Raw genomic sequence first — 15311 nt, 5'->3', positions numbered from 1 at the left:
AGCGTGACCTGGGTGATCAGTCTCAAGAACCTGAGCAAGCGCTACGGGGACCGGGTGGCGGTGGACGAGCTGAGCCTCGACCTGGCCACCGGCAAGGTGACCGGCTTCCTGGGGCCCAACGGGGCCGGCAAATCGACCACGATGCGCCTGATCCTCGGGCTCGACCGGCCCAGCGCGGGGCACGCGCTGGTGGGCGGCCGGCCGTACCGGAGCCTGGTGAACCCGCTGCGGACGGTCGGCGCGCTGCTGGACGCGCGCGCGGTGCATCCGGGGCGCAGCGGCCACGCGCACCTGGTCGCGCTGGCCCGCGCCAACGGCATTCCGCGGCGGCGGGTGGACGAGGTGCTGGAGGAGGTCGGGATGGGCGCGGCGGCCCGGCGGCGGGCCGGGGCGCTGTCGCTCGGCATGAGCCAGCGGCTGGGCATCGCCGCGGCGCTGCTCGGGGACCCGCCGGTGCTGATGTTCGACGAGCCGGTCAACGGGCTCGACCCGGACGGGGTGCGCTGGGTGCGCGGGCTGATGCGGTCGCTGGCCGCCGAGGGCCGCACGGTGTTCGTGTCGAGCCACCTGATGAGCGAGATGCAGCAGACCGCCGACCACCTGGTGGTGATCGGCAAGGGGCGGCTGCTGGTGGACGCGCCGCTGCGCGAGGTGCTGGCGCGCAGTTCGCTGACCGCCGTGGTGGTGCGCAGCCCGCACGCCGGGGAGCTGGCGGAGCGGCTGCGCGCGGCGGGCGCCGAGGCGGAGCGGACCGCCGAGCACGAGGTGGTGGCCACCGGGATGAGCGTGGAGGGGGTCGGGGACCTGGCCTTCGAGGCGGGCATCCGGGTGCACGAGTTGCGCGGGCGCGAGGCGTCGCTGGAGCAGGCCTACCAGGAGCTGACCGAGGGCAGCGTCGAGTTCGGCGCCGGGGAGAGGATGCGAGGATGAGGGTGTTCGGCCAGGTGGTGGCGGCGGAGTGGGGCAAGCTGTGGTCGGTGCGCTCGACCTGGTGGTGCCTGCTGTCCGCGCTGGCGCTCATGGTGCTGAGCGCGCTGACGCTCGGCGCGGGGGCGGCGACCGAGGCGTTGCGCCGTGGCACGACGGCGGCGATCGAGGGCGGCGAGGCGGCCGTCTCGGCCACGGTGTTCGCCCAGTTCGCGCTGGTGGCGCTGGCCATGCTGGCGGTGACCGCCGAGTACGCCTCCGGGAGCATCCGGGCGACGCTGCAGGCGGTCCCGGCGCGTGGCGTGGTGCTCGGGGCCAAGGCGGTGGTCGTGGCCGTGGTGCTGGCGGTCGCCGGGGTGGTGTCGGCGCTGGTGTCGGCGGTCGTCGTCCATCTGGTGCTGTCGCTGGAGGCCTTCGAGCACTCGGGGGTGCTGCCGCCGGGTGAGACGGCGCTGGACGTGCTGCGGGTGGGCGCGTACTTCGCGCTGACCGGGGTGCTGACGCTCGGGGTCGGGCTGGCGCTGCGCAGCGCGGCCGGGACGCTGACGGTGGTGTTCATGGCGCTGCTCGGGCTGCCGCTCATGGTGCTGATGACCGGGAGCCAGGTGGCGGTCGAGGTGTCGCTGCGGATGCCGCTGTTCGCCGGGCTGGCGTTCATGGAGAGCACCGAGAACCTCATCGGGGGGCCGTTGCCGTACTCGGCCGGGGAAGGCTTCGGCTGGCTGGTGCTCTGGACTGGTTTGGCGGTCGTTGCCGGGTTTGTCGTGCTGCGCCGCCGGGACGCCTAGGCTCGGGGCCGTGTCGCTTCTCCGGCCCCTGACGGGGGTGTTGCTCGGGTTCGTGCTCGGTGTCGCCGAGCTGGCCTTCGCCTTGGTGGCGTGGCCCGCGTCGCGGCTGCCTGCCGTACGGCGGGGCCTCGGGTGGTTCTTGCGCCTGGAGCGGGCCCGGCTGGCGCGCTGGCTCGGCCACCGGGCTCCGGAGGAGGCGGCCGGCGGGTTCGGCTTCCTGGTGGCGCGCGGGGCGCTCGGCGTCGCCGGCGGGTACGGCTGCGCGGCCGGGCTGTTCCTGGCGGTGCTCCTGGTCGGGGGCGGGCTGTGGGACCTCGTGCTGGGCCGCGCGCACGCGGTGCCGATCGAGCTGCCCGGCGTGAAGCTGATCACCAGCAGCTGGGCGCTCGGGCTGACCGGCGGGGTGGCGCTGCTGGCCTTCGTCGCCGCGCTGGCCCTGGTGGTCGCGGCGGCCGAGCGGCGGCTGGCCGACCGGATGCTCGGGCCGGGGACGGACGAGCTCCTGCGGCGGCGGATCACCGAACTGACCGTCACCAGGGCCGGGATCGTCCGCGCGGTGGACGACGAACGGCGGCGGATCGAGCGCGACCTGCACGACGGGGTCCAGCAGCGCGCGGTGGCGCTGGCGATGCTGCTGGGCCGGGCCAAGGCCGGGACGGCCCGCCCCGACCTGGTCGACCAGGCCTACACCGAGGCCAGGCAGCTCCTGGACGAGCTGCGCAGCGTGGCCTGGCGGATCTACCCCACGGCCTTGGACGAGCTGGGCCTGCGCTCGGCCCTCGCCGGGGTGGCCGAGCGGGCGGGGGTGCCGGTGACCGTCCACTACCGCCTGGCCGGCCCGCCCGCGCCCGAGGTCGAGACCGCCCTGTACTTCGTCGCCCGCGAGGCGATCACCAACGCGATCAAGCACGCCCGCGCGGGTGACATCCTGGTGGTCGTGAGCGAAGACGAGCGCACGGTCTCGGTGGAGATCTCCGACGACGGCCGGGGCGGCGCCGACCCGGCCGGCGGCGGGCTGTCCGGCCTGGAGCGCCGGGTGCTGGCCCTCGACGGCCGGTTCACCGTCCAGAGCCCGCCGGGCGGCCCCACGCGGATCGCCGCGGCGCTTCCGAAGGCGGCGCCGTGCGGGTGATCCTGGCCGACGACTCCGTGCTCCTGCGCGAGGGGCTGGTCCGGCTGCTCGACGAGGCCGGGCACACGGTGCTGGCCGCGGTGGGCGACGGCGAGGCGTTGCTGGCCGCGGTGGAGCGGGAGCCGCCCGACGTCGCGGTGGTGGACGTGCGGATGCCGCCCACGCACACCGACGAGGGGCTGCGGGCGGCGCTGGAGATCCGCTCGCGCCGGCCCGGTGTGGGCGTGCTGGTGCTGTCGCAGTACGTGGAGAAGACTTACGCGGCCCGGCTCCTGACCGGGGACACCGCCGGGGTGGGGTACCTGCTCAAGGACCGGGTGTCCGAGGTGGCGGAGTTCCTGGAGTCGCTGGAGCGGGTGCGGTCCGGGGGCGCGGTCTTCGATCCCGAGGTGGTGCGGCAACTGCTGGCCCGGAGCTCGCGCGGGGAGTTGCTCGGCCGGTTGAGCCCTCGGGAGGTGGAGGTGCTGCGTCACCTCGCCCAAGGGTATGTGAACGCGGCCGTCGCCGAGCGGCTGCACGTGTCGTTGAGCACGGTCGAGAAGCACGTCAACGCGATCATGGACAAGCTGGAGCTGGAACGGGATCCGAGCTACAGTCGCCGAGTGCTGGCCATCCTGCGCTACCTGGACTCCTGACCGCCGCAGCGGCCGGTGACCGCGGGCGTCAGGTGGTGGCTCGGCGGCGGATCAGGGCTTCGATGCCGTCGAGGAGCAGGTCGAGCCCGAAGGTGAAGTCCTCGTCCTGCACCCAGCCCACCGCCCCGCGCATCGCCCCGGCGCGCATCGCCGCCGACAGCGCCGGATAGCCCGCCGGATCCACCAGGTCGGCCAGCACCTCGCCGTACTCCTCGGCTCCGCCGATCTCCGACCCGGCCACCGGCGGCCCCCCGCTGCCGCGCACGACCGCGGCGTCGGTGAGCGCGTACCCGGTGAGCGCGCTGGCCACGTTGACCCGCTCGCCGTGGTCGAGCCCCGTCCCCTCCAGTACGGCAAGCGCCCGGTCGAGCCAGAGCAGCCGCCGCGGCCCGAGCGGCGGCACGAGCATGCTGACCGACAGCAGCCAGGGGTGCTCCAGCAGGGCGTCCCGCTGCTGCCTGGTCCAGAGCGCGAGGTACTCCCGCCAGGCCGACTCCCCCGGCTCGGGCGGCGGCGGGGCGACCGCGTCGGCCATCGCGGTGAGCAGGTCCTCCTTGCTGTCCACGTACCGGTAGAGCGCGGTCGCGGCGACCCCGACGCGGGAGGCGACGTTCGCCATCGACACCCCCGCGAGCCCGTCGGCGTCGGCGAGCTCGATGGCCGCGGTGGTGATCGTCGCCAGGTCCAGCCGCGGCCGCGGCCCTCGCCGGTTCACCGGCTCCCGGCCCCACATGCGCTCCACCACGGACGGCAGCGACCGCTGCTCTTCCATCGCACCTCCCTTGACCCACTCCCTGGATTGTGCAGTATCTTGAAACTATGAATGGCCTACACAGTAAGGCGCTCACAGATTCCATTTCCGCCCGGGGCCTGGTCAAAGCCTTCGGGACGACCCGCGTCCTCGACGGGATCGACCTGACCGTGCCCACCGGCTCGCTCCTGGCCCTGCTCGGCCCCAACGGCTCGGGCAAGACCACCACCGTCCGCATCCTCACCACGCTGCTGCGCCCCGACGCCGGGAGCGCCAGCGTCGGCGGCTTCGACGTCAGCCGCCAGGGCGCCGCCGTACGCCGGACCATCGGCCTGACCGCGCAGCAGGCCACCGTCGACGATCTGCTCACCGGCCGGGAGAACCTCGAACTCTTCGCCGGCCTCTACCACCTGGGCCGCAGGCGGGCCCGGCAGCGGGCCCAGGAACTGCTCGACCGCTTCGACCTGGCCGGCGCGGCCGGCCGCCGGGTGGCCACCTACTCCGGCGGCATGCGGCGCCGGCTCGACCTCGCGGCCAGCATGGTCTCCGAGCCGCGCATCCTCTTCCTCGACGAACCCACCACCGGGCTCGATCCGCGCAGCCGCGCCGAGCTGTGGGCGGTCATCCGCGACCTGCTCGCCTCGGGCACCACCATCCTGCTCACCACGCAGTACCTGGAGGAGGCCGACCAGCTCGCCGACCGGGTCGTGGTCATCAACGGCGGCCGGGTCGTCGCCGACGACTCCCCCGCCGCCCTCAAGCGCCAGGTCGGGGCCGAGCGGCTGGTCCTGCACCTGGCCCGCGGCGAGGACCTGCCGCGCGCCGAGGCCGTCCTCGGCCTCCCTCCGGCCCCCCGCCCCGGACCCGGCGGGCTGACGCTGGGCCTTCAGGACCCCGACCACCTCCGCCGCACCCTCGACCTGCTCCACCACGACGGCATCCCGGTCGAGCGGGTGGAACTGCGCACCCCCACCCTCGACGACGTCTTCTTCACCCTCACCGCCGCCACCGCGGCGACCCCCCTACCCCGCAGCGGAGGCACCGGATGAGCACCGCCCTGACCGCGGGCGGCGACCTGTACCGCCTGGTCGGCCGTAACCTGCGCCGCGAGACCCGCATCCTCGACGGCCTGATCGTGAACACCGCCCTGCCGGTGATCATCATGGTGTTGTTCGTCTACGTCTTCGGCGGCGCGATCACCACCGGCTCCAGCGGGCTGGCCTACATCGACTTCGTCGTCCCGGCCGTCCTGCTCATGTCCGGCGGGTACGGCGCCGCCCTGACCGCGGTCAACATCGCCGAGGACATGACCGGCGGCATGATCGACCGCTTCCGCACCCTGCCCATCGCCGCCTGGGCCGTCCCCGCCGGACACGTGCTGGCCTCGGTCATCCGCAACGTCATGGCCTGTGGCTTCGCCCTTCTCGCGGCGATCGTCCTGGGCTTCCGGCCGGACGCCTCACTCACCGACTGGGCGTGGGTGCTGGTCGTCCTCGTCGGCTACGTCCTGGCGCTGTCCTCGGTGGCGGTGCTCTGGGGGCTGCTCGTCCGCTCCGCCCAGGCCGCCGGCGCCTTCAGCTTCGTCGTGCTCTTCCTGCCGTACCTGTCCGACGGCGTCGTCCCCGCCGAGACCATGCCCGGCGCCTTGCGCGAGTTCGCCTACCACCAGCCGGTCACCCCCATCGTGGCCACCCTCCGCTCCCTCCTCCTGGACCAGCCCCTGGGCACTTCGGGGTGGGTGGCCGCCGCCTGGCTGGGCGGCACGGTTGTCCTCAGCGTCCCCCTCGCCGCCCACCTCTTCCGCCGCCGCACCTCCTCCTGACCATCGCGCCCGACGGCCTCTACGTGGGCTACTCCTGCGGAGCATGAGCGGCTGACCTTGCCCGTCGGCCCGACGGGCACGTACGTCGGGGAAGACCCGTAGATCGGCGTCCTACCCCGCCGGTAGACAGGCTGCATGCGGGGCAATGCCCGCTGTCCTCGGGCTCGGCAACGTGCGGGCTGTCCGGGAGCTCCTGTGGCTGGAGCCTTTCCGAGCCGGCTAGCGGTTTTCCGCGGTGAAACACCCTCACTCTCGGGGAGCGCGAGGGGCCGGTAGGCCCCTCGCCTCGGGGGGTGTGGGGGGACGCCGGAGGCGGCCCCCCACCGGGCAGGGCCCGGGAAGGGAGGACCGTGGTTGGTCAGCGGTGGAAGACGATGGTCTTGTGGCCGTCCAGCACGACGCGCTGCTCGGTGTGCCACTTGACCGCGCGGGCCAGGGCGACGCACTCCACGTCCCGGCCGATGGCGACGAGGTCCTGCGGTGAGTGGCTGTGGGTGACCCGGGCGACCTCCTGCTCGATGATCGGCCCCTCGTCCAGGTCGGAGGTCACGTAGTGCGCGGTGGCCCCGATGAGCTTGACGCCGCGGGCGTACGCCTGGTGGTAGGGCTTGGCGCCCTTGAAGGACGGCAGGAAGCTGTGGTGGATGTTGATCGCCCGCCCGGCGAGCTTGGCGCAGAGGTCCTCGGAGAGCACCTGCATGTACCGCGCCAGAACCACGAGGTCGGCCTGGTAGTGCTCGACGAGGGTGAGCACCTCGGCCTCCTGGCGGGGCTTGGTCTCGGGGGTGACCGGCAGGTGGTGGTAGTCGATGCCGTACGACTGGGTGAGGGGCCGCAGGTCGGGGTGGTTGGAGACGACGGCGACGATCTCGATGTCGAGCGCCCCGGAGCGCACCCGGTAGAGCAGGTCGTTGAGGCAGTGGTCGAACTTGCTGACCATGATGAGCACGCGCGGCTTGACCGCGAGGTCGCGCAGGGTGAACTCCATGCCGAGCCCGGCGAGAGCCGTACGCAGGACGTCCTCGGTCACGGGTGAGGTGAACTGGACCCGCATGTAGAAGCGCTCGGCGCCGAACTGCTGGCTCTCGGTGATGTTGCAGCCCTGTTCGGCCAGGAGTCCGGAGACGGCGGCGACGACGCCGGGCCGGTCGGGACACGACAGGGTCAGAACGTATTCGGCGTCGGTCATGCCTTCACCCTCGAGGAGGTCGGATCGTACGGAGCCTTCAGGCTGATCTGGGCAGGGTACAGGGCCCCGGCCAGGTCGACCTGGACCTTTCCCGGCAGCGGCTCGGCGACGACGGCGAGCGCGACCACCCGGCCCAGGGTCGGACTGTAGGCGGCGGAGGTGACGTAGCCTACCGGCCCCGCGTCGGTGAGGAGGGACTCGCCTCCCCACAGGTGGGCGGCCGGGTCGTCGACGGTGAGGGAGACGACGCGCCGGGCGGGTGCGGTCAGGGCGCGCTCGGCGCCGCGGTAGCCGCCGCCGGGGCGGCAGGTGAAGCGGAGCCCGGCCTCGGCGGGGGTGAGGTCGGGTCCGAGCTCGCGTCCCCAGGCGCGGTAGCCCTTCTCCAGGCGCATGGCCTCGATGGCGTAGTAGCCGGCCTGGGTGAGCCGGCCGGTGCCGAGCAGGGTCTCGTAGACGGTCACGGCGAACTCGGTGGGCACGTAGAGCTCCCAGCCGAGCTCGCCGACGTAGGTGACGCGGGTGGCCCGCACGGTGGCGTGCCCGAGGTCCACCAGCCGGGAGGTGCCGAAGTCGAAGGCGGTGAAGTCGGCGCTGGACAGCGACTGCAGGATGGAGCGCGACTCCGGTCCCATCACGCCGAAGACCGCGTAGGCGCTGGTGACGTCCACCAGGACCGCGCGCTGGTCGCCGATGCCCTTGGACAGGTGGTCGAAGTCGCGGGTGGCCTGCGCCGAGCCGCTGACGACGAGGTACTCGTCCCGCGCGACGCGGGTGAGCGTGAGGTCGGACTCGTAGCCGCCCCGGTCGTTGAGCATCCCGGTGTAGACCACCCGCCCGACCTCGACGTCCACCTCGGCGCAGCACAACCGGCGCAGCACCTGGCAGGCGTCCGGCCCCTTCAGCACGAACTTGGCGAAGGAGGTCTGGTCGAACAGGGCCGCGCCGGTACGGCAGGCCGTGACCTCGGCGTCCACGTGCGCCTGCCATTCGGGCCGCTCGAAGGTGTACGGCGCCGCCGGCCCGAAGTAGCTGACCCGCTCCCACCCCATCTTCGACCCGAAGCACGCCCCCGAGGCGGCCAGCAGGTGGTGCACCGGCGAGCGGCGGAGCGGCCGGGCGGTCTCCAGCTCGCGGTTGGGCCACGACATGGCGTAGTGCAGCCCGAGCGTCTCGGTGACGCGCTCGCGCAGCCAGGCCGGGTTGCCCGCCCAGGGGGCGAAGCGCCGCAGGTCGGCGGGCCACAGGTCGCTGGTGGGGCTGCCGTTGACGATCCATTCGGCCAGCGCCCGTCCGGCCCCGCCGGCTGAGGCGATGCCGGCGGAGTTGAAGCCCGCGGCGACGAAGTAGCCCGCCACCTCGGGGGCCTCGCCGAGCAGGAACATGTTGTCGGGGGTGAAGCTCTCTGGTCCGTTGTAGAACATCCGCACGCCGGTGGACTCCAGGGCGGGCACCCGCTGGACGGCGTTCTCCATGATGATCGAGAACTGGTCCCAGTCCTCGTCGAGGAGCTGGAACTCGAAGGGGTGCGGGATGCCGTCCATCCCCCACGGTTTGGCGTCGGGCTCGAAGCCGCCGACGACCAGGCCGCCGACCTCTTCCTTGAAGTAGGCGTAGCCGTCCGGGTCGCGCAGGACCGACAGGTCGGGCCGGACGCCGTCGATCGGGGCGGTGACGATGTAGTAGTGCTCGGCCGAGTGCAGCGGCACGGTGACGCCGGCCTGCCGGCCGAGCTCGCGGGCCCACTGGCCGGCGCAGTTGACCAGGACCTCGCACTCGATGAAGCCTTCTGAGGTGTGCACGCCGTGCACCCGCCCGTCGCGCACGACGGTGTCCAGGACGCGGACGCGCTCGACGACCTGGACGCCGTGCCGCTGGGCGCCGCGGGCGAGCGCCTGGGTGAGGTCGGCGGGGTTGGCCTTGCCGTCGCCGGGCAGCCAGATCGCGCCGACCAGGTCGTCGGTGCGCATGACCGGCCACAGCTCGGCGGCCTCGGCGGGCGAGACGACCTCGGCGGTGATGCCGTAGGTGCGGGCCTGGGCGGCGGTGCGGCGGAGCTGGGTCATGCGTTCGGGGGTGCGGGCGACGCTGACGCTGCCGCACTGCTTCCAGCCGGTGCCGAAGCCGGTCTCGGCCTCCAGCCTGCCGTACAGGTCGGTGCTGTACTGGATCAGGCGCGTCATCGACTCGGTGCTGCGGAGCTGGCCGACCAGGCCGGCGGCGTGCCAGGTGGTGCCGCAGGAGAGCTGGCCCTGCTCCAGCAGGACGACGTCGGTCCAGCCGAGCTCGGCCAGGTGGTAGGCGACGCTGCAGCCGGCGATGCCCCCGCCGACGATGACAACCTGCGCACGTGGCGGGAGAACGCCATTTTTCACGAAAGATCCCTATGTTTTCCGGGGCCAGGCGCGGAGGTTGCGCAACATGGCGATGAAGGCTTGTTCGGCGGGCCCGAGCAGCCGGTCGCGGCGGTGGGCCAGCACGATCGGCCGGGGCTTGGGTGCGGGGGTGATCTCGACCGCCGCCAGCCGCCCGTCGGCCAGTTCCTGCTCGACGCAGTGCTCGGAGACCAGCGAGACGCCGAGTCCGGCGGCGACCGCCTGCTTGATCGTCTCGGGTCCCCAGATCTCGGTGCGGTCCTTGAGCCCCCACGTCTCCATGGCCTGCTCCTGCAGGTCGCGGGTGGAGGAGCCGGGCTCGCGGATGAGGAAGCGCTCGCCGGCCAGTTCGCCCGGCTCCGCCGTACCCGCGCCGGCCAGGCGGTGGCCGGGCTGGGTGATGAGGACCAGCCGGTCCTCCAGGATCGGCTCGCTGACGAGCTGGGCGGCGGTGGGCACCCCGGCCAGCACCGCGACGCCGATCTCGCCGTCGACCAGGCCGCGCTCGACCTGCTGGCCGTTGCCGGTCCGGATGCCGATCTCGATGCCGGGGTGGCGGTCGCGGAAGGCGGCCAGCAGCGGCGGCAGGAGGTAGGTGCCGACGGTGGTGGTGCCTCCCGCGACCAGCGTCCCGGTCTGCAGGCCGGAGACCTGGCGGATGGCCGCGACGGCCTCGTCGGCCAGCAGGAAGACGCGCTTGGCGTACTCCAGCATGACCTCGCCCTCCGGGTGAGCCGGATGCGGGCCCCGCTGCGGTCGATCAGGGTGGTGCGCAGTGCCTGCTCAAGCTGCCTGACCTGGTGGGAGACCGACGGCTGGCTGAGGTAGAGCTTCTGCGCGGCGGCCGAGAAGCCGCCGCACTCCACCACCGTCATGAAGATCCAGAGCCGGTGCAGGTTGAGCTGCATGTCGTGTTAACCCCTAGCCGCGGCGATCGAGTCGCGGAGCGCGTTCTCGAGCTCCTCCAGCCGGTGCCAGGGAATCTCCCCCATCGTGCAGATCCGGAAGAAATCCGCGGAAAGTTGCCCCTGACCGGCGTAGATAACATAACCGCGCTTCTTGAGCTCATCGTGAAGCCGGTCGTACGTGACGCTTTCCGGCAGATGAAGCATCGTTACCGTGTTGGACCGGAACCGTTCATCGACCAGGATCCGCAGCCCGAGGCGCTCGAACTGGCCGCGCACCAGCGCCGCCCGCTCCCGGTAGAGCTTGGTGCGGGCCTCGAAGCCGCCCTGGTCGGCGTACTCGGCCAGCGCCTCGTCGAGGGCGTAGCAGACCTGCACCGCGGGGGTGAAGGGCACGTCGCTCTTGAGGTAGCTGGCGGCGTTGAGGTAGAGGCTGCGCTCGGGGGCCTCGTGGAAGCGCTCGATCGCCCGCGCGCTGGACAGCAGGAAGGAGATGCCCGGCTGGCCGTGCAGGCCCTTGTTGGCGGTGCCGCAGATGACGTCCGCCTTGACCTCGGCCAGGTCCTGGTCCTCGATCGCGGTGCCGGAGATGGCGTCGATCACGAAGAGCGCGCCGTGCGCGGCGACGATCTCGCCGATCTCCTTGATCGGGTTGATCAGGCCGGTGGTGGTCTCGTGGTGCACGCAGATCACCGCGTCCACGTCGTCGCGGCCGGCCAGCGCGGCGGCCACCGCCTCCGGCGAGGCCGGGACCGTCCAGTCGCTCCTGACCTCGTCGAAGGGGATGCCGTGCGCCTTGGCGATCTTGATCATCCGGTCGCCGTAGACGCCGTTGTTCACGACGAGCACGCCCCGGCCCGCGCGGACCGAGCTGATGACCGCCATCTCCATGGCCGCGGTGCCCGACCCGGTCACGAGCAGGGCCTCGTGCGTGCCGGCCAGGTTCAGGGCGCGCGGGAGCGCCTCCCGGATCCGGAACAGCAGCTCGCTGAACTCCGGCTCGCGGTGGCAGAGGTCACCGCGCAGCAGGGCGTCCTTGACCCGCTGCGACGTGCAGGCCGGGCCGGGATTCAACAGAATGAGCTCTTGGTCCATCATCCACTCGATCTTGGGTAGGTATCGGGCATTACGGACGCTAGCTTCGGGGTCCACCGCGGAACAGCCTGGATTTCGCTATGGCCCCCATAGCCAAAGCGGTCCGGCCGGGTGTTGCCCGCCAGAGAGCGGACGGATGGGATGGATCGGTGACGTTAGAGCTGCTGGTCGCCTGCATGTTCGCCGTCGTGTCCGGCATGAACGACGGCGGCGCCCTGCTGGCGACGGGGCTCAAGCTGCCGAGCGTGCGCCCGCTGACCGGGGTGCTCACCCTGGTCGTGCTGATCGCGCTGGTCCCGCTGGTGACCAGCCAGGTCGCGCTGACCTTCGTGACCAGGCTGGCCTCCTTCGACGGCCCCGGCGGCCGGCAGGCCATGACCGTCGGCGTGCTGGTGGCCGTGGCGGTCGCGATGACGCTGAGCGCCCGGGGCCGGCCGACCAGCCTGACCCTGGCCGTCGTGGGCGCGCTGACCGGCGCGGGGCTCGGCTGGGGGCTGCCGGTCTCGCCCGGCTGGGTGGTGCTCGTGCTCGCCGTCGGCCTCGCCTCCCCCTTCGTCGGCGCGCTGGTGTCGTGGGCGGTGACCCGGCTGCTGACCGGCCTGTCCACCTCGGGCGCGCTGCGCCGCTGGCACGTGGCCGGCTTCTGGCTCCAGGGGCTCGCCTACGCGGCCAACGACGGCCAGAAGATGCTGGCCGTCTTCCTGATCGCCACCGGCACGGGCGGCCTGCCGGTGACCGCCGCCACCGCGGGCCTGTTCGCCCTCGGCGCGCTGTACGGCATGCCGCGGGCCGGCCGTACGCTCTCGCGCGAGATCCTGGCCTCGCGCCCGCTGCACGGGGTGGCCGCCGAGCTGGGCGCCGGCCTCACCGTGGTGGGCTGCGCGGCGGCCGGGACGCCGGTGTCGATGACCCAGGCCATCGCCGGCGGGCTGATCGGCGCCGGAGTGTCGCACGGCGGTGGCCGGGTCCGCTGGTACGCGGCGGTCAAGATCGTGTCAGCGTGGATGCTCACCCTCCCGGTGAGCCTGGTGCTCGCCGCCGGCGCGGCGTTCTTCGTCAAGGAGGTACTCGGGTGAGACGGCTGCGGCGGATCCGCGATCTGCTCAGCGGGCGCATGGACGGTGCGCTCACGGAGGCGCTGCTCGGCCAGCTCGAAGCCACCAAGCAGGGGGCCTGGCTGGCCATGGCCATGATCAGTGGCGAGGTGGGGCGCACCGGGGCGCACGAGCAGATGCGCGCCATCGAGCACCTGGGCGACGAGGAGCGCCGGCGCCTGGTGGACGAGCTGCGCGACGCGCTGGTCACGCCGATCGACCGCGAGGACCTGTTCCGGCTGTCGCGCTCGATCGACGACGTGCTCGACTCGCTGCGCGACTTCGTGCGCGAGTCGCACCTGTACCGGGTGCCGGACCAGATCCGCTTCAGCCCGCTGCTCGACCAGGTCATCACCGGGATCGACGCCCTGGAGAACGCGGTGCGCGACCTGGCCTCGCGCCCGTCGGCCGTGGTCCACGACGCGCTGGAGGCCAAGAAGGTGGGCGGGGCGATCCGCCGGATGTACCAGTACGAGATCTCGCGGATCTTCTCCGGCGAGCTGACCGCCGAGGCGATGAAGGAACGCGAGCTCGTCCGGCGCCTGGAGATCGTGGGCATGGCCATCGGCGAGGCCGCCGACGCCATCGCCGACGGGGCGATGAAGAGGTGAGCGGCGTGGAGCAGGCGAACGACCGGCCGGCGGCGCGCGTGGTGGCGCTGGATCGGGAGGGCCGGGTGCTGCTGATGCACTGGCGCGACTACGTGAGCGGCGCGGAGCTGTGGGAGCCGCCGGGCGGGGGGATAGACCCGGGAGAGAGCGCGCTGGAGGCGGCCCGGCGGGAGTTGACCGAGGAGACGGGACTGCCCGGCTCAGCGGTCGAGCACATACATGTGCTGGTCGAGCGCGACTTCACCTGGCTGGGCGAGCGCTACGTGAAGTCGGAGCCGTTCTACCTGGCCAGGCTCGCGATCAGCGAGCCCCCGGTGGATCCGGGCGAGTTGACCGAGGAGGAACGGCGGACCTACCTGGGCTACGGGTGGTTCGACCCGGGCGAGCTACCGCCTCATGTCGAGCCTCCCGACCTGGCCGCGGTGATCAGCGAGCTGACGTAGCCCGCCGCCGCCTCGGCCTCGGCGAAGCCGGCCGAGCCCGAGTCGTGCTCGACGTGGAAGCCGGCCTCGGCCGCGCTGACCTTCACCGCGCCGGCGACCAGCACCGGGCCGCGGTGCTGCGGCGGGTCGTAGCGGTTCTGGAAGAGCGCCAGCCGCAGGTGCCGGACGAGCAGCGCCCGGACCCCCTCCCCGGCCAGCAGCTCCTGCAGCCGCAGGAGCTGCTCGATCTGTTCTTCTTCCGCCCGTTCAGGAATGACGGACGCCTGCACAGCGCGCATTGGCACCACATGTCCTTAAGTCGGTGGGATTTTCCCTGCCCTGACACCAGAGTGCACTTGAGTGACTACTCTAGGTACCGACACCGGTGCCACACAGCCCTTGTGTGGCTACCAATCTGGTTTGTAGAACCGTGTAGAACCGGAGCGACGATGCCCCCCGCACGCGAGCTCGATCCGAGTTCCAGTCCGCTGGCGTTCTTCGGCTCCGAGTTACGGGAACACCGGATGCGCGCCGGCCTGTCCCAGGAGCAGCTGGCCGAGCGGCTCAGCTACAGCCTGTCGCTGGTGTGCGCGGTCGAACTCGCGAAACGCAGCCCGTCTCGCGACTTCGCCGAGCGCGCCGACCAGGTCCTGGAGACCGGCGGCGAGCTGTCGAGGCTCTGGCCGCTGGTCCGGCAGGCGGTCTACCCCGCCTGGTTCCGGCCCTGGCTGGAGATCGAGCAGACGACGCGCACGCTGCAAACCTGGCAGCCCCTCCTGGTGCCAGGTCTGCTGCAGACGGAGGAGTACGCGCGGGAGATCCTCCGGCGCGAACCGGGCGCCACCGCCGAACAGGCGGAGGAGGCGGTCGCCGCCCGGATGATCAGGCAGGCCATCCTGCACCGGCCGGACCCGCCCATGTACTGGGCGGTGCTGGACGAGTGGGTGCTGCACCGGCCGGTCGGCTCCGCCGAGACGATGCGCGGGCAGATCCGGGCCCTCCTGGAGGCCTCCGACCTGCCCAACGTGGTCGTCCAGGTGGTGCCGAAGGACAGTCCGGCCGTGCCGGGGCTCACCGGGGCGTTCGTCGTCGCGAGGACGCCGGGCGAACCGGACCTGGTCTATCTCGAATCGGCGGGAGAGGGGTATGTGACCGACCGTCCGCTGGACGTGGAGTCGATCACCCGCCGGTACGACGTCATCCGGTCACTCGCCCTACCGGTTCACGCGAGTCTACATTTGCTGTCAGAAGCAGAGGAGAATCTATGAAGGAGATCATCTGGCGCAAGTCCCGCCGTAGCGGCAGCAACGGCGGGGACTGCGTCGAAGTGGCCGTCCTCGAGACCCCCGAGGACGTCGCCACGCCCAAGGCGCAGGCCGACCGCCTGTTCGTCCTGCGCGACTCCAAGGACCCCGAAGGTCCGCGGCTCTACTTCACGCCGGCCGAATGGGAGGCTTTCCGCCTCGGCATGAAGGACGGCGAGTTCGACGACCTGAGCTGATCGCGGCCAGGTACGCCCCCTCCCTACGGGGAGATTCTCACCTCTCGGCATTACATCGTTCCAAGCG

Annotated in this window: 17 protein-coding genes and 1 pseudogene; 11 read left to right on the top strand and 7 right to left on the bottom strand. The window is 72.2% G+C overall.

The genetic code is table 11. The annotated features are described in order from the left end of the window. Nucleotides 1-12: 12 nt before the first annotated feature. Genes AB0I67_RS36505 through AB0I67_RS36490 form a run of 4 tightly spaced genes read left to right on the top strand, consistent with a single transcriptional unit; the run spans nucleotide 13 to nucleotide 3482 of the window. The gene (locus AB0I67_RS36505) at nucleotides 13-930 is read left to right on the top strand and encodes an ATP-binding cassette domain-containing protein (RefSeq protein WP_357933530.1); all 918 of its coding nucleotides are present in this window, start codon (nucleotides 13-15) and stop codon (nucleotides 928-930) included. Then, nucleotides 927-1715, top strand: coding sequence for an ABC transporter permease (locus AB0I67_RS36500; RefSeq protein ID WP_357933528.1), 789 nt, complete (start codon nucleotides 927-929; stop codon nucleotides 1713-1715). The genes AB0I67_RS36505 and AB0I67_RS36500 overlap by 4 nt, the downstream gene beginning before the upstream one ends. A gap of 10 nt (nucleotides 1716-1725) precedes the next feature. After that, on the top strand, nucleotides 1726-2847 hold the full coding sequence (locus AB0I67_RS36495; protein ID WP_357933525.1) for a histidine kinase: 1122 nt from the start codon (nucleotides 1726-1728) through the stop codon (nucleotides 2845-2847). Next, complete coding sequence (locus AB0I67_RS36490) at nucleotides 2838-3482, top strand: response regulator transcription factor (RefSeq protein ID WP_357933522.1); 645 nt, start codon at nucleotides 2838-2840, stop codon at nucleotides 3480-3482. Before AB0I67_RS36495 ends, AB0I67_RS36490 begins: the two co-directional genes overlap by 10 nt. A gap of 28 nt (nucleotides 3483-3510) precedes the next feature. Here AB0I67_RS36490 and AB0I67_RS36485 read toward each other — a convergent pair whose 3' ends face one another. After that, complete coding sequence (locus AB0I67_RS36485) at nucleotides 3511-4254, bottom strand: TetR/AcrR family transcriptional regulator (RefSeq protein WP_357933519.1); 744 nt, start codon at nucleotides 4252-4254, stop codon at nucleotides 3511-3513. Between the two features lie 47 nt (nucleotides 4255-4301). On the opposite strand from AB0I67_RS36485, the gene AB0I67_RS36480 reads away from it, so the two are divergent. Both AB0I67_RS36480 and AB0I67_RS36475 read left to right on the top strand, forming a co-directional pair. Continuing rightward, a complete protein-coding gene (locus AB0I67_RS36480) occupies nucleotides 4302-5282 on the top strand; it encodes an ATP-binding cassette domain-containing protein (RefSeq protein ID WP_357933516.1) in 981 nt (326 codons plus the stop codon). Beyond that, a complete protein-coding gene (locus AB0I67_RS36475; protein ID WP_357933513.1) occupies nucleotides 5279-6055 on the top strand; it encodes an ABC transporter permease in 777 nt (258 codons plus the stop codon). Before AB0I67_RS36480 ends, AB0I67_RS36475 begins: the two co-directional genes overlap by 4 nt. 358 nt (nucleotides 6056-6413) lie before the next feature. On the opposite strand, the gene purU is transcribed toward AB0I67_RS36475, so the two are convergent. The 5 genes and pseudogenes from purU to AB0I67_RS36450 all read right to left on the bottom strand — a co-directional run bounded on the left by purU (nucleotide 6414) and on the right by AB0I67_RS36450 (nucleotide 11619). Next, nucleotides 6414-7244: a formyltetrahydrofolate deformylase gene (gene purU / locus AB0I67_RS36470; protein WP_357933511.1), complete on the bottom strand. Its 831-nt coding sequence runs from the start codon at nucleotides 7242-7244 to the stop codon at nucleotides 6414-6416. Then, complete coding sequence (locus tag AB0I67_RS36465; RefSeq protein WP_357933508.1) at nucleotides 7241-9616, bottom strand: FAD-dependent oxidoreductase; 2376 nt, start codon at nucleotides 9614-9616, stop codon at nucleotides 7241-7243. Before AB0I67_RS36465 ends, purU begins: the two co-directional genes overlap by 4 nt. Before the next feature lie 9 nt (nucleotides 9617-9625). Further along, on the bottom strand, nucleotides 9626-10330 hold the full coding sequence (locus AB0I67_RS36460) for a LysR substrate-binding domain-containing protein (protein ID WP_357933505.1): 705 nt from the start codon (nucleotides 10328-10330) through the stop codon (nucleotides 9626-9628). A 17-nt stretch (nucleotides 10331-10347) separates the two neighbouring features. Then, nucleotides 10348-10524: pseudogene (locus tag AB0I67_RS36455) on the bottom strand (LysR family transcriptional regulator); the annotation flags it as partial. Nucleotides 10525-10530: 6 nt separating this feature from the next. Further along, nucleotides 10531-11619: an aminotransferase class V-fold PLP-dependent enzyme gene (locus tag AB0I67_RS36450; RefSeq protein WP_357933502.1), complete on the bottom strand. Its 1089-nt coding sequence runs from the start codon at nucleotides 11617-11619 to the stop codon at nucleotides 10531-10533. Between the two features lie 146 nt (nucleotides 11620-11765). Here AB0I67_RS36450 and AB0I67_RS36445 point away from each other — a divergent pair, with 146 nt between their 5' ends. The 3 genes from AB0I67_RS36445 to AB0I67_RS36435 are packed head-to-tail and all read left to right on the top strand — an operon-like array spanning nucleotide 11766 to nucleotide 13764. Beyond that, entirely contained in the window at nucleotides 11766-12692 is a 927-nt protein-coding gene (locus AB0I67_RS36445) for an inorganic phosphate transporter (RefSeq protein WP_357933499.1), read from the top strand. Continuing rightward, nucleotides 12689-13321, top strand: coding sequence for a DUF47 family protein (locus AB0I67_RS36440; RefSeq protein ID WP_357933496.1), 633 nt, complete (start codon nucleotides 12689-12691; stop codon nucleotides 13319-13321). Before AB0I67_RS36445 ends, AB0I67_RS36440 begins: the two co-directional genes overlap by 4 nt. Nucleotides 13322-13326: 5 nt before the next feature. Beyond that, entirely contained in the window at nucleotides 13327-13764 is a 438-nt protein-coding gene (locus AB0I67_RS36435) for an NUDIX domain-containing protein (protein ID WP_357933493.1), read from the top strand. Here AB0I67_RS36435 and AB0I67_RS36430 read toward each other — a convergent pair. After that, on the bottom strand, nucleotides 13716-14042 hold the full coding sequence (locus AB0I67_RS36430; RefSeq protein WP_357933491.1) for a hypothetical protein: 327 nt from the start codon (nucleotides 14040-14042) through the stop codon (nucleotides 13716-13718). The two genes, AB0I67_RS36435 and AB0I67_RS36430, sit on opposite strands and share 49 nt — an antisense overlap. Before the next feature lie 150 nt (nucleotides 14043-14192). On the opposite strand from AB0I67_RS36430, the gene AB0I67_RS36425 reads away from it, so the two are divergent. Both AB0I67_RS36425 and AB0I67_RS36420 read left to right on the top strand, forming a co-directional pair. Further along, a complete protein-coding gene (locus tag AB0I67_RS36425; RefSeq protein ID WP_357933489.1) occupies nucleotides 14193-15011 on the top strand; it encodes a helix-turn-helix transcriptional regulator in 819 nt (272 codons plus the stop codon). Beyond that, entirely contained in the window at nucleotides 15008-15244 is a 237-nt protein-coding gene (locus tag AB0I67_RS36420) for a DUF397 domain-containing protein (protein ID WP_357933486.1), read from the top strand. Before AB0I67_RS36425 ends, AB0I67_RS36420 begins: the two co-directional genes overlap by 4 nt. Nucleotides 15245-15311 lie beyond the last annotated feature (67 nt).

It is taken from the genome of Nonomuraea sp. NPDC050310, assembly GCF_040655795.1.
Taxonomy (GTDB): domain Bacteria; phylum Actinomycetota; class Actinomycetes; order Streptosporangiales; family Streptosporangiaceae; genus Nonomuraea.
The sequence above is the reverse complement of the archived record's forward strand: the minus strand, read 5'-3'. Positions and strand labels throughout refer to the sequence as shown.

What these genes read in the sequence shown, in the direction of transcription:
- AB0I67_RS36500 (WP_357933528.1), top strand. Translation starts at nt 927, where the DNA reads ATGAGGGTGTTCGGCCAGGTGGTGGCGGCGGAGTGGGGCAAGCTGTGG.
- AB0I67_RS36485 (WP_357933519.1), bottom strand. Translation starts at nt 4,254, where the DNA reads ATGGAAGAGCAGCGGTCGCTGCCGTCCGTGGTGGAGCGCATGTGGGGC.
- AB0I67_RS36480 (WP_357933516.1), top strand. Translation starts at nt 4,302, where the DNA reads ATGAATGGCCTACACAGTAAGGCGCTCACAGATTCCATTTCCGCCCGG.
- AB0I67_RS36475 (WP_357933513.1), top strand. Translation starts at nt 5,279, where the DNA reads ATGAGCACCGCCCTGACCGCGGGCGGCGACCTGTACCGCCTGGTCGGC.
- purU (WP_357933511.1), bottom strand. Translation starts at nt 7,244, where the DNA reads ATGACCGACGCCGAATACGTTCTGACCCTGTCGTGTCCCGACCGGCCC.
- AB0I67_RS36460 (WP_357933505.1), bottom strand. Translation starts at nt 10,330, where the DNA reads ATGCTGGAGTACGCCAAGCGCGTCTTCCTGCTGGCCGACGAGGCCGTC.
- AB0I67_RS36450 (WP_357933502.1), bottom strand. Translation starts at nt 11,619, where the DNA reads ATGATGGACCAAGAGCTCATTCTGTTGAATCCCGGCCCGGCCTGCACG.
- AB0I67_RS36430 (WP_357933491.1), bottom strand. Translation starts at nt 14,042, where the DNA reads ATGCGCGCTGTGCAGGCGTCCGTCATTCCTGAACGGGCGGAAGAAGAA.
- AB0I67_RS36425 (WP_357933489.1), top strand. Translation starts at nt 14,193, where the DNA reads ATGCCCCCCGCACGCGAGCTCGATCCGAGTTCCAGTCCGCTGGCGTTC.
- AB0I67_RS36420 (WP_357933486.1), top strand. Translation starts at nt 15,008, where the DNA reads ATGAAGGAGATCATCTGGCGCAAGTCCCGCCGTAGCGGCAGCAACGGC.